Raw genomic sequence first — 12,677 nt, forward strand, 5'->3', positions numbered from 1 at the left:
CGTCGGGCACCGCGCGTCAGGAGATGCTCCGGGCCCGGCTGATGTTCTTCGCCAGCCCGGCTGCCGAGCGCAGCCCCGGCTCCTCCGCCAGCCGGTCCGCCTCCGAGCGCAGCTTCTCCAGGGACGGCGCTGCGGGCAGCGGCCCGGCCTCCGCGCCGGCCGGGCTCGGCTCGGGGCCGGGCGCGGTGGCGTCCCCTCCGGCACGCAGCGCCTCGGCGAAGTAGGCGGCGACCGCGGACAGCCGCAGATACGGCGAGACCTCGCCCTTCCACAGGTTCTCCCCCGCCAGTTCCGAGGCGGCGATCGTGTGTTCCTCCTCGTGCGGCTTCCGGCTGTCGGGGTCGAGCCAGCGCACCGTCGCGGTGGCCGCCCTTCCCTTCGCGCCGTCTTCGAGCCTGACCGCGTACAGCGCCGTGACCGTGTGCCCCGGGCCGACCTCTCCCCCGTCGACCGTGTCGTCGCGGAAGTCGTCGTCGGCCACCTTGCGGTTCTCGTAGCCGAGCAGCCGGAAGTCGGTCACCGCGTCCTGGTCGAAGACGACCTGGGCCTTGGCGTCACGGGCGCGCAGTTCGATGTTGCGGGGCAGTTGGTTGACGAAGACCTCGTGGGCCTCCGCACGGGTGGAGAGGTAGACGGTGCTGCCGTCGCCCTTGTTGGTGAGGCGCTCCATCAGCGCGTCGCCGTAGTTCCTGCCCACGCCGACGCCGAAGAGCGAGATGCCCTGCTCCTTCCGGTAGCGGGCGACCTGGTCGAGGATCCGGTCCGCGTCGGTCTCCCCCATGTTGGCGAGCGCGTCGGACATCAGCACGACCCGGTTGGTGGCCCCTGAGCGCCGGTGCTCGGCCGCCTGCCGGTAGCCCTCCTTCATCCCCGCGCCCAGATCGGTGCTGGACCGCGGCTCCAGCTCGTCGACGGCCGCCCGCAGCCGGTCGCGACCGCCGTCGTCCAGCCGGGTCATGGGCAGTACGGTCTCCGCCTTCCCGCTGAAGGTCACCAGCGAGACGGAGTCGCTCTCGCGCAGCCGGCCGGCTGCCGTCCGCAGTGCGTCCTTGACCAGGTCCAGCCGTCCGGGCCCGCGCATCGAGCCGGAGACGTCGAGGACGAAGGTGAGCGCGGCCGGGCGGCGCGGCGCGTCCGGGTCGCTCTTCCTGGTGGCCAGCCCGACCCGCATCAGCGACCAGTTGCCCGCACCGAGGCGGGCTCCGTCCGCCGAGACGGAGAACCCGTCGCCCTTCGGCCGCCGGTAGCCCTGCGGAAAGCTGTTGACGAACTCCTCGGTGCGCACCGTGCGCGGGGCCGGCCGGGCGCCGTCCCGGAGCATGCGCTGCGCGTAGCTGTAGGACGCCGTGTCGACGTCCAGCGCGAACGTCGAACGGAAGTCGGCCGGTTCCTCGGGCTTTCCGGAGGCGCCGTCCCGCGGCTGGGCGGCACCGCCCGCCGCGTAGCCGGGGGCACCCCGGCCGCCGCCCTTGTCGAGGTTCGTGGCCTTGGTGTCATGGATGTCCCCGGTGCATCCCGACAGCACTCCCACCGCCACCGCCATGGCGACCCCCGCGAGCCGTGCCCGTCTCATCGCGTCCCCCTCACACCGTCGCGTTCAGTTGCGTTCCTCCGGTGTGACGGGAGACGGCACCGCCGGGACTCGTGCGGAAGGTCGCGATTCGGTGACAACCCGGTCCCGGCCGACGGGAGTTCACCGGGGATATGCGCCCGGGGCCAGCTCCTCCAGCAGGGCCCGGGTCCGCGGGGGGAGGCCGCGCTCGGCGCCGTGCAACGCGGCGGCGCGCTCCGTGACCCGGCGCACGGCCTCGTCGAAGACGGCCTGCTCCGCCGTGTCGTGCGCGGACCGCAGCAGTGCGTCCCACAGCCGTTCGTCGGCCGAGGCGCTCCGCAGCGCCGCGTACACCGCGTCGACCGCGGCGCCCGGTTCGCCGGACCTGAGGTGCTCGGCGCAGAGCGCCAGCCCGACCTCGGCGACGAGCAGCGGGTGCTGGGCCTCGACCGCGTCGTGGGCGAGCCACCCGTACCGGCCCTGCGGCCGGTCGGCGAGCAGCGGTCCACGGGCGAGGCCCAGGGCTTCGGCGAGCTTCTGGCGGCGCACCTGCGCCGCCAGCCTGCTGCCGCGCTCACCGGTGCAGCCGTGGTGCAGGGTGCGCAGCACGTCCCAGTCGGAGACGACGGAGGGCCGCAGCGCGAGACGTCCGTCCTTGTCGGTGGAGAGCCGGGGTGTGCCGTCGGTCTCGATGCCCAGCCAGCCGCGCAGCCGTTCGACGAGTGCGTCCCGGACGTCGTCGGTGACGCCCTTGGGCCACAGCGCGGAGGCCAGCACCCGCGGGTGCACCCCGTCCCGGTTGAGCAGCAGCAGCGCCAGCGCCTCGTGCAGCAGCGCGCTGCGCGCCTCCTCGGGCGGTTCGATCCCGATGACGTCGTAGTCGCCCATGATCCGGGCGTAGACGGCCGGGCGGCCGCCCTCGCTCAGATCGACACGGAACCCGGGCCCCCGGCCGCCTTCGGACCGCTCCCCGTCGGCGTCGGCGAACAGCTCGACCACCGCGGCGCGCAGTTCCTCGGGCAGCAGCTGGGCCCGCACCTGGAGGCCCATCCGGGGCGCGGCGAGGGTGCCCTCCGCGTCGACCGTGAACTCCCACACCGCGCTGGGCAGCCGCCCGTCGGCCACCCCGACCACGAAACCGACGCGCGGGCCGCCGCGTTCGGTGGCGAGCGCCGCCAGGCGGTGCGCCTCCTCCTCGGTGGGCTCGGCGCCGACGAGCACCACCTGGGGTGCCGCCTGCGCGCCGGGGGCGGCGGGCGCCTCGGCCCGCGCGGCCTCCCGCTCGCGCAGCAGCGCCGCCACGTCGGGCAGGTGCCGCACCCGGTCGGGCGCCAGCGCGCGCAGCTCCTGGCCGAAGCCGACGAGAGTCAGTCCGGTCCCCTGCGACCAGCTTCCGGTGGCGAGTTCGGCGGCGACGGAGGCGAGGACGGCGGTGCGCCGCTCCTCCTCGCCCGCGACCGACACCAGGCCGGGCACCGATTCCAGGTTGAGCAGCAGCCGCGCCGCGCCGCGCAGACCGAGGCTGACCAGGGCCGGGTAGGGCGGCGGGCCGCTGGTGTCCACGTCGAAGCGGGTGTGCGAGCGCTGGATGGTCCAGAAGGTGGGGCTCTGGCCGAATCGCCAGGGGGCCGGCGGCTGTCCGGCCTCCTCGGCCAGTTGCAGATGCAGATCCTGGCCGGTCAGCCAGGCCGCGTAGACGACGGGCAGCGCCCGCCCCGCCTCGGCCAGGTCCTCGGCCAGCCCGCGCAGCGCCCGGTCCAGAAACCGGACGGCCCCGGGGTCCGCTCCGGCGAGGAGCGCGTCGCGGGCCAGCGCGGCCGGGTCGGAGGGCGGCACGAAGTCGTCGCCGGCCGCGCGCCGGGACCGGCCGGTGACCGCCTTCCACAGCGCGGTCCGCCGCCGGCGCCCCAGCGCCGCCAGCACGCCGGCCGCCAGCAGCGGCGCCCCCAGCAGGGCTTCGGGGAGCCCCACCGGGCCGAGCACGCCGTCGCCGTCGTCCGCGCCCGCCCCGTCCTGCGCCGGGCCCGACGAGTCGAGCCGGTTGCTCCGGTCGGCCTCCGGGATGCCGGCGTGGTCGAGGTCGGCGGCGGTGTCGTCCTCGGCGCGGTCCGCGGTGCCGGTACGGCCGTCCTCGCCCCGGCCGTCGTCCTGGGCACCGCCGCGGTCGCGGTCCGCCGCGTGCCGGTCGCCGCCCCCGCCGGGCGCGGAGTCGTGGGGGGTGCCGGGGTCGGTTCCGCCGGGCCGGATGTCGTCGGGCTGGGGGACGCCGGGACCCGGCAGGCCGTCGTCGTCCGCCGAGTCCCCGAGGTCGTCGGTGCGGGTCGGTTCCCGCTCGGCCGGGGTCTCGGGGACGGACTGCCCTTGGCGGTCGGGGCTGTGCGCGTCCGGCGGGACGTCCAGCCGCTCCTCGGTGTCCGGCCGGGCCCGGGTGTCGTCGTCGGCGTCGGCATCGCTGCCCTGGTCCGCGCCGGTACCGGTGCCGTCCGCTTCCCGGTCGGCCGGGGTCTGCCCGCCCGGGCCGCCGTCGTCGGGGACCTCCTGGTCCGGCTTGGTGGCCGCCGGGTCCTCGGGGACGCTCGGCTGCAGTTCGGGGTCGGAGTCGTCGTCCCCGGCGCCGTCGTCGGAGGAGTCCGGTACCGGGTCGGCGTCCCGGTCGGGCGTACTTTCGTCGGTTCTGTCCCCGCCCGGCGCGTCGCCGCCGGGCACGCCGCTGCCGGGGCCGTCGCCGCCGGGCTCGTCGGTGCCGGGCGTATCGCGGTCGGACCCGTCGGGCGCGGTGGGCTCGTCCTGCGCCGAGCGGTCCTCGTCCTGCTGCGGTGGCTGCTGCCGCCGGTCGCCGGAGCCGCCGCCCGCGTCGCGGCCCGAGCCGCTGTCCTGGTAGCGCTCGAACTGGGCACGCTCCCGCTGGCCCAGCCGCTGCGCGTCGTCCGGCATCTCGACCAGTTCGCCGCCGTGCGCGTCGGCAGGCATCTCCATGATCCAGCCGGGCCGGATGAGGCTCGCCTCGGAGAGCCGGGAACCATCGGGCTGCACCCGGTCCTTGTTGAGCCGGTAGATCTCCTTGTACCGCCGCCCGTCGTCCAGGTGCCGCTCGGCGATCTCCCACAGCGAGTCGTGGTGCCGGCCCACCGGAGGCTGGATGCGGTAGAACTTCGTCCGCTCCGCCCGGTCCGAGGCGTCGCCCGCCGACTGCCGCCCCGCGCCGTCGCCCTTCCCGCCGGCGGCGGCCGGCACCACCGTGTCGCCGCCGCTTCCGCCCATCACGTGCGCACCGCCGCCGCCCGGCAGCGCGTCGGCCCCTGCCGACTGCTGCTGCCCCGGCAGCAGTTGGGCACTGGCGACGGTCTGCGCGGGCTGGTGCGGCTGGACATGGTGGCCGAGCTGGGCCAGCCCGGGCGCGAAGCTCGCCGTGCTGGAGCCCAACAGCAGCACCGCGGTGACCAGTTGCCGGGCCAGCAGCTGGCTCGGACCCGCGCCCGGCACCCGGGCCGGCAGCCCCACCCCGGAGAGCGCGCCCTTCACCTCGACCAGCACACAGGCGGTGAACTGCGCCCAGGCCAGCCAGACCACGACCGTCAGCACGTCGATGAAGACCCCGGCGCTCACCTCGTCCCGCAGCATGTCCAGCGTCGGCATCCGGTGCGGCAGCGGCCAGCCGATGACGTACGCCAGCGCCGCCGGCACCCCGGCCACCAGCGCGGCCAGCGCGAGGAAAGCACCGCACGCCTTGAGTACGTCCCCGAACGTGCGGCGGGTGCGCACGGAGACAGGCGTGCGCGAGCGTGCACGGGACCTGGACCCGCCGGGGGCCGGTGCCGGTGTCGAACTGCGGCGCGCCATGTCGTGTGCTCCCAGTGTGAGAAGTGCGGACGTGGAGGAGGGGCGGTCGCACGGACCGGTCACCCGGTCACGGACTCCGCCGTCGCCGTGCCGTGGACGGTGAGGGGTGCGCTGTAGAACAGGCCGGTCAGGACGGGGCGGTAGGTGAGGCGGATGCGGACCCGGACCTGCTGGGCACTGGCGGAGACGCAGCCGGAGGCTGCCACGTCGGCCGCCGAGAGGCCGGAGCGGGTGGCGAACTCGTGGACCCGCGCCCCGCAGTTCTCGTAGTTGATGGGGGCGCTGTTGCCCTGGCTGGCGCGCAGCGCCTCCTCGTCGATGTCCTGCGCAGCGTAGCGGGCGGCCTGCTCGGCGATGTCGGCGGCACGCTCGCGCTGCGAGATGGACAGCCCGCCGTCCACCACGAACGCGGCCAGCGCCATGAACAGCAGCGCGAACATGATGACCGCCGCGGCCCCGGAGCCGCGGTCGTCGCAGACCGCCTCCCTGGCCCGCAGCCAGGACGCGGCCCGCTCGCGGACCGCCGCGCGCCGGCTCATCCCGTCCTCCGGTAGGGGTCGATCGGCGAACTGGACCGGCCCGAGATGTCCTTGGCGATGTCCAGCCCGAGCATGTCCAGACCGCGCACCCGGCAGCTCACCTCGACGGTGAACAGTCCGCCGGAGCGGTAGTCGCTGCCCGCGTCCCGTACGGTCACATCCCCCGCGCAGGTGCCCTTGAGGGTGGCGGTGGCGGCCTGCTGAGCGGCGGTCATCGCCGCGGCGTGGCTGCCGTGCTGGAGCGACCCGGCCCGGGCCGCGTCCCGGGCGGCGCCGTCGACCGCGCCCCGGCCGTCCACGAGCTGCCCGAAGGCGACCAGCACGAGGATGAACAGGATCATCACCGGGGCCAGGACGACGACCTCGATCGTCGAGAGCCCCGCGTCACCGCCGCACGTGCGACTCGTCCTGCGTCTCATCAGCCGCCCCCGTCCGGCACGAACCGCTCCATCGGGCCCTGGGAGATCGCGTACACGTCCATGTCCAGGCCGGGGAAGACGGAGGGCACCCGCGCCCGGATCTCCACCCCGACGGTGTTGTCCCGCGGGCCGAGCAGCTTCACATCGGGGTCGAGGATCAGCTCGGGGCCGAGCTGCTGAATATAGGAGCCGGAGGTCTCCCGCGCCTTGGCGCGCCAGCCGCCCGGATCGGCGTCGGCCTCCTGCCGGGCCTTGCGCGCTCCGGCCTGGGCCGCCGCCTGCGCCACGTGGTCCGCGAAGAAGTACAGCGCGAACTGCACCGTCGCGAAGATCAGGAAGAACAGCACCGGGGTCAGCAGCACGAACTCGATCGCGGTCATGCCGCTCTCGCCGCGCCGGGAGGCAGCCTCCCATCTGCGGCGTGCCCATCCGGCCGACCGTCGCTGAGCTCTCACCGATGCCGCTCCTACTTGCAGGTGCCGTCCTGGTCGGCGCCGTCGATGCAGTCCTTGACCTTGTTGGCGCCGTCGCTCAGCGCCATGTTGATGATGGCGGCGACCACGCCGACGATGGCCACCACCACCGCGGAGATGATCACCCACTCGACGGCGGACGCACCGCGGTCCAGCTCGCCGGAGCGCGCGCGCCGGACGCGGCCGCGCAGGAAGGTCACGAGGAAGTCGACAGCGGGGTGACTGATCGAGCGAAGCGGATTCGGCATCGTGCTCAGTCCTTTCTAGGTCTTCGGGGGAGGTTCGGGAGGCGTCAGATCTGGAAGACGCGCATCGCCGCTGGATAGATGAGGAAGACGAGGAAACCCGCGCAGAGCATCAACTGGGCCACGAGCATCGACTGGGACTTCTCACCCGCGCTGCCCTCGATCTCGGCGAGTTCGCGGTGCCGCATCGTCTCGGCCCGCGACGAGAGCGAGGCACGCACCTTGGCACCGTCGTCGGCGACCAGTGCCAAGGATGCCGACATGTCCTTGAGTTCGTCGACCCCCAGCCGGGCACCCAGGTCGCCGAGCGCCGCCCACTGGCTCTGTCCTGTGATCCGCGCGTCGGCCAGCGTGTCGCGGATGCGGCGCAGCGCCCAGCCGTCGCTGACCTCGCTGGCCGCCTTCAGCGCCTCGGGAAGTCCGCGTCCGCCGGCCAGGTTCATGGCCACCAGGTCGAGATAGGCGCCGACCACGCGGCGCAGGTCGCGCCGTTTGGCCGCGGCGTCCCGGCGCACTTCCAGGTCCGGCAGCATGAAGAACACCACCGCGCAGAGCAGCGCCAGCCACAGCGGGATCAGCGGGCTGCGGCCGAACCCGATCAGCCAGCCGATCGAGAACAGGAACGGCCCGAAGAACAGCCCCGCGGCGGCCAACAGCACCTTCGTCGCGAGGAACTTCTCCCAACTGCGCTCCAGCACCTCCAGGTCGGAGCGGAGGCTGCGCTGCTCCCAGCCCTGCCGCAGATACAGCTCGGCGACCCGGGCGCCGATCCGGGCGCGGAGGGCGGCGAACCGCCCGCTCTCCTCCGGGGCGCCCTGCGCACCCTGCTGGTGCGCGGCGGCGCGGGCGCGCAGCGCGTCGATCTCGGCGACGGAGGCGACGGTGCTCCGCTTGCCCGGGGCCAGGGCGCGGACGAGCAGGAACAGGCCCAGGCCGACCAGCGCGCCGGTGAGTGCGGTGAGGGTGAAGGGGGTCATCGGCGCGGCACCTCCGTTCCGGCGCCGGACACCGGCGCCTCGGCGCGCTCACCCGGGTGGCCCGTACCGGCTCCGGGTGCCTGCTGGTCGGCGCGGATCAGGAACCGCTCCGGGGTCTCGATCTGCGACAGCTTGCGCAGCCACCAGAAACCGCAGGCGAACATGGCGCACACGGCGGCCAGCACGAGCTGGCCCAGCGGACTGCCGTAGGGCTCGACGAAGTCCCGGTTGAAGACGGCGAGACCCAGCACGAAGGCCACGCTGACTCCGACGACGATCTGCACGCTGCGCCGGGTGGAGGCGCGCTGCGCCATCACCCGCTGCCGCATGTCGACCTCCTCGCGCGCCGACTTGGCCAGCGCACCCAGCACCTCGCGCAGGCCGGGGCCGCGCAGCCGGGAGTTGAGAATGAGTGCGGCGACGACGATGTCGGCCGACGGGTCGTCCAGCTCGTCCGCCAGGTTCTGCAGCGCGGCGGGCAGCGGGGTGCGGGCCCGCAGCCGGTCGATGAGCGCGTCCAGGTGCGGGCGGAGCGAGGGGGCGGCCGCGCGGGCCGAGGCGGGGATGGCCTGTTCGAGGCCGACGGCACCGGCGATGGTGTCGCGCAGCGACTCCGTCCACGCGGCCAGCGCCTCCACCCGCTTCATCGCGGCGCGCTCCTCGGCCGCGCCGCCGAACAGCCGGTCCCACAGGAAGACCAGCACCCCGGTGGCGATCGCGGCGACCGGCCAGCGGGTCAGCAGCAGCACCAGCACCGCGGCGCACACCGCGATCGACCCGCGCCGGCTCATGAACCGGGCCAGTTCGGCGGCGCGCCTGCCCGCGTCCCGCCGCTCGTCCGGCGCCTTGGCGGGCAGCCCGCGCAGCGCGACGATCAGCAGCGCGAGGCCGCCGCCGACGGCGACGCCGCAGACCAGCGCGTAGAGGGTGGACAGGGCGAAGATGCCGCCCGTACCGCCGCTCACAGGCACGGTCTCACCCCCAGTTTCCGGTCGGCTGGTATCCGTGTGCGGCCAGCTCCTGGGCGCAGGAGACCGGCGCGTGCGCCAGCAGCCGCCCGTCCGGGGCCTCGGCGAACACCTCGCTGGAGAGCACCCGGCCGTCCACGCCGTTGATCTCCCGGACGGAGGTGACCGAGCGGGACAGCCGCCCGCCGCTGGCGAAGGCGTTGCGTCGTTCGACGAAGACGACGAAGTTGATGGCCCCGGCGATCAGCATCTGGGTGGCCTCGATGGGCAGCCGCTCGGTGGCCTGGAGCGCGTAGGTGGAGATGCGGTTGAAGACCTCGCTGGAGCTGTTGGCGTGGATGGTGGACAGCGAGCCGTCGTTGCCCTGGGACATGGCGTTGAGCATGGTGACGATCTCGTCGCCGAGCACCTCGCCGACGATCACCCGGGAGGGGTTCATCCGCAGCGAGCGGCGGACCAGTTCGGCCATGCTGATGGTGCCCTGCCCCTCGGAGTTGGGCAGCCGCTCCTCGAACGCGACGACGTTCGGGTGCAGTTCGGGAAACTGGTCCAGGCCCAGCTCCAGCGCCCGCTCCACGGTGATCAGCCGCTCGGGCGGGGGGATCTCGTTGGCGAGGGCGCGCAGCAGGGTCGTCTTGCCCGCGTTGGTCGCTCCCGCGATCATGACGTTCTTGCGGGCCCGTACGGCCGCCGTCAGGAAGCTGCCCAGCTCGGGGGTGAGCGTTCCGTTGCCCACCAGGTCGGAGATGAAGACCTTGCCCATCCGGGCCCGCCGGATGGACAGCGCGGGCCGCCGGGTGACGTCCATGACGGCGGAGAGCCGGGAGCCGTCCGGCAGCCGCAGGTCCAGCTGCGGGTTGGCGGAGTCGAAGGGGCGGGAGGAGAGTCCGGAGTAGGCGCCGAGTATCTGGATCAGCTCGATCAGTTCCTCGTCCGACTCGGCGACCGGCTCGCCCCGCACCTCGCGGCCGTCGGCGTAGCCGACGAAGACCTGGTCGTAGCCGTTGACGTCGATGTTCTCGACCTCGGGGTCGTCGAGCAGCGGCTGGAGCCGCCCGACGCCGAACAGCGCGGCGTGCACCGCGGCCGCGTACGCCTCCTCGGACTGCGCGTCCAGCGGGGTGCGGCCGGAGGTGATCTCGGTGCGCGCGTGCTCCTCGAGGATCTGCGCGATCACCGCGCGCGCGAACTGCCGCTCGTCCTCGGCGGACATCGCCGCCACGCCGGACGCCTGGTCCATGCGGCGCTGTTCGGCGATGCGGTCTCCGGCCTCCTGCCGGAACCGCTTCACCAGTTGGTGGTCGACCATGCTCGCGCTCACGAGGCGGCTCCCTCATCCCGCGGGTCCCCGTTGCCGGGGGTGCCGGGCAGCGGAACCGGCGGTGTCGATTCGGGCGCTGTCGGCCTGCGCCGCCCCCGCAGGCCCTTGTGCGCCCGCGCGGAGGCCTCCTGCCCGGGGGCGCCCGGCGCCGGTGCGGCGGCCGGCCGCGCCGGGGGGGCCTGGACCGGCGGCAGCGCGCCCGGTGCCTGCGGGGGCGGGGGTGTCTGTGCTGCGGGTGCGGATGCCTGCGGGCCGGGCGCACCTTGGTCGGTGGGGGTCCACGGGCCGGGCGCGGGGTATCCGGGGGCTCCGGACGCCGGGGTGGGGCCGGGGCCCGCGCCGGGGTGGCCGGACGCGCCGGGGTGGCCGGGCCGGGGGTGCGGGGCCGGCCCGGAGTGCGGAGGGGCTCCACTGCCCGGGGCCGGGCCCGGGGGCTGCGGGCCGGGCCCGGGCGGAGTGAGGGACTGCTGCGGCGGCGCGGCCGACTCCCAGTTGGCGCCGTACTGCTGGTGCAGATCGGTGGCGATCTTGCGTACCGAACGCACGAGCAGTGAGCGTTCGACGCGGCCGCGGCGGCGGCCGGCCAACTGCTCGGCGCCCAGCGCGTCGTGGGCGAGGACGCCGACGACCCGGGCCCCGGCGCGGGAGGCGACCAGCATGTCGTTGACCTGTCCCGCGACCTTGCCGGCGCCCTGCGTACGGGCCACCAGCAGCACGCCGAGCAGTGGTTGGGCCAGCGGACCGGCGGCGTGCCCCGCGCCGTGCAGCCGTGCGGTGAGGGCCAGGGCACGGTCCCGCACCCGGGCGATCTGCTCCGGCTCGTCGCGTGCGACCAGCAGCACCAGCGCGGCGTGCGGCAGGAGCGCCACCGAGGCGGCCTCCGGACCGATGCGTCCGCAGTCGGCGATCACGTCGGCGGCCAGTTGCGGGTGCGGCGACTCGGCGAGGTGCGCGAAGGCGCGGCCCACGGTGTCCCACTGCCCGGCCAGCCCGGCGGACTGCTCGGCGCTGCCGAGCCCGACCAGCACCTCCAGGCCGCCGGAGAGCCGCTGGGTGTGGTCCCAGAGCTGTTCGGCGGCCAGCCCTCTGCGGGCGGTAGCGGCGAGCGACAGCAGTCCGGTGTTGGGGTCCAGCGGACGCCCGTCCGCTGCGGGACTGCGGTAGACGAGGTCACCGCCCGCGGTGTCCATCTCGGCCAGCAGCGCGCGGCGCGGCCACACCGCCGAGAGGGCGACGGCGGTCGTGGTGACCCCCGGTGCGCCTTTGTCGGCGGCGAGTGCGATCAGCGCCATTCCGGCTACGCCTTTCCTTGTGTCCGTGTGGTGTCGTCCGTCCCGTGGTGCCTGTCGTCGTGTCCTGCCGTAGCCGACGACGACACCGCGCGGCGGGACGGTTCCACGGGCGGGCCCGGCGTCCCGGCGGCGGGGAGTCCGCCACGCGGCCGCGGCGCGGTGGGTCCGCGCGCGGGTGCGTCTCAGCTTCCGCCGTCGGCGTCGAGGACGAGGGACACCTCGCCGTTGGACGCGGCCGCGGTCAGCTCGGCGGCGTCGCTCTTGTCCACGACCACGGAGACGGGCAGGTTGCCGCTGGAGGCGAAGGAGTCGCCGGAGCCGGACTTGATCGACTGGACCTTGGCGCCCTCGGCGATCGTCGCGTTGCCGGAGGAGTCGCGCCGCTGCCCGGATCCGTCCCCGGTGCCGCTGTCGGAGTCGTCGCTGCCGCCGGAGGACTCGCGGCCCACCCGGTAGGCGGAGACCGTGTCGCCCTCCTTCAGGCGCGGCGGGTACTGCCCGCTCTTGAGCGACAGCCCCACCACGGCCTTGCCGGCCTCCAGGCCCTTCTCCTTGGTGAGCATGCTGCCCACCAGCACGGTGCCGTCGACCAGGTCGGTGGTCGAGCGGTACTTCTTGAGCAGACCGCGCTGGTCCCAGCGCACGTATTTGATGTCGCTGTCCTCGGCGACCATCACCGGTTCGACGGCCGAGTCGGGGATCGTCTGGCCCTGCTGGACCCGTTTGGTCAGCACGACGGCCTCGACCCGGTCGCCGGCGCGCATCACCAGGACGGTGGCACCGAGGGCGCCGAGCAGGACGAGGAGGACGGCGAGCGCGGCGAGCGCCGGCTTGCGCTCGCGTGGCGGGGCGGGGAGCCGGTCACCGGCCGGTGGGGTGAGTGCCGCTCCGCGCCCGACTCCGGCGGAGCTCCGCTCCTGGGTCTTCACCTCACCACCCCCGTGTTCCGTTCTGTGTGCGTCTCACGTCGTTCCACGTCGAGAAACCTGCCCCCGCGCCGCCGTGCGCTATCCCAGAGCGGACATACCCCCGCGTACCGACACGCGGCCAC

11 protein-coding genes are annotated in these 12,677 nt (G+C 74.6%); all 11 read right to left on the reverse strand.

The features are described from left to right. Positions 1 to 16: 16 nt before the first annotated feature. Positions 17 to 1,573 (reverse strand): von Willebrand factor type A domain-containing protein, encoded by a 1,557-nt coding sequence (locus P2424_RS10295; protein WP_276475464.1) that lies wholly within the window; start codon positions 1,571 to 1,573, stop codon positions 17 to 19. Between the two features lie 120 nt (positions 1,574 to 1,693). Beyond that, positions 1,694 to 5,314 (reverse strand): hypothetical protein, encoded by a 3,621-nt coding sequence (locus P2424_RS10300; protein ID WP_276475465.1) that lies wholly within the window; start codon positions 5,312 to 5,314, stop codon positions 1,694 to 1,696. A 137-nt stretch (positions 5,315 to 5,451) separates the two neighbouring features. After that, positions 5,452 to 5,931: a pilus assembly protein TadG-related protein gene (locus tag P2424_RS10305; RefSeq protein ID WP_276475466.1), complete on the reverse strand. Its 480-nt coding sequence runs from the start codon at positions 5,929 to 5,931 to the stop codon at positions 5,452 to 5,454. After that, positions 5,928 to 6,350: a TadE/TadG family type IV pilus assembly protein gene (locus tag P2424_RS10310; RefSeq protein ID WP_276475467.1), complete on the reverse strand. Its 423-nt coding sequence runs from the start codon at positions 6,348 to 6,350 to the stop codon at positions 5,928 to 5,930. The genes P2424_RS10305 and P2424_RS10310 overlap by 4 nt, the downstream gene beginning before the upstream one ends. Next, positions 6,350 to 6,730 (reverse strand): TadE family protein, encoded by a 381-nt coding sequence (locus P2424_RS10315; RefSeq protein WP_239501826.1) that lies wholly within the window; start codon positions 6,728 to 6,730, stop codon positions 6,350 to 6,352. The genes P2424_RS10310 and P2424_RS10315 overlap by 1 nt, the downstream gene beginning before the upstream one ends. An 86-nt stretch (positions 6,731 to 6,816) precedes the next feature. After that, the gene (locus P2424_RS10320) at positions 6,817 to 7,071 is read right to left on the reverse strand and encodes a hypothetical protein (RefSeq protein ID WP_276475468.1); all 255 of its coding nucleotides are present in this window, start codon (positions 7,069 to 7,071) and stop codon (positions 6,817 to 6,819) included. A 44-nt stretch (positions 7,072 to 7,115) separates the two neighbouring features. Further along, positions 7,116 to 8,045, reverse strand: coding sequence for a type II secretion system F family protein (locus P2424_RS10325; RefSeq protein WP_276475469.1), 930 nt, complete (start codon positions 8,043 to 8,045; stop codon positions 7,116 to 7,118). Continuing rightward, positions 8,042 to 9,010 (reverse strand): type II secretion system F family protein, encoded by a 969-nt coding sequence (locus P2424_RS10330; protein WP_276475470.1) that lies wholly within the window; start codon positions 9,008 to 9,010, stop codon positions 8,042 to 8,044. The genes P2424_RS10325 and P2424_RS10330 overlap by 4 nt, the downstream gene beginning before the upstream one ends. A 10-nt stretch (positions 9,011 to 9,020) precedes the next feature. Beyond that, positions 9,021 to 10,322 (reverse strand): ATPase, T2SS/T4P/T4SS family, encoded by a 1,302-nt coding sequence (locus P2424_RS10335; RefSeq protein WP_276478911.1) that lies wholly within the window; start codon positions 10,320 to 10,322, stop codon positions 9,021 to 9,023. An 8-nt stretch (positions 10,323 to 10,330) separates the two neighbouring features. Continuing rightward, on the reverse strand, positions 10,331 to 11,626 hold the full coding sequence (locus P2424_RS10340; RefSeq protein WP_276475471.1) for a hypothetical protein: 1,296 nt from the start codon (positions 11,624 to 11,626) through the stop codon (positions 10,331 to 10,333). Positions 11,627 to 11,808: 182 nt separating this feature from the next. Continuing rightward, the gene (locus P2424_RS10345) at positions 11,809 to 12,555 is read right to left on the reverse strand and encodes a hypothetical protein (protein ID WP_276475472.1); all 747 of its coding nucleotides are present in this window, start codon (positions 12,553 to 12,555) and stop codon (positions 11,809 to 11,811) included. Positions 12,556 to 12,677 lie beyond the last annotated feature (122 nt).

It is taken from the genome of Streptomyces sp. WMMB303 (assembly GCF_029351045.1).
Taxonomy (GTDB): Bacteria; Actinomycetota; Actinomycetes; order Streptomycetales; family Streptomycetaceae; genus Streptomyces.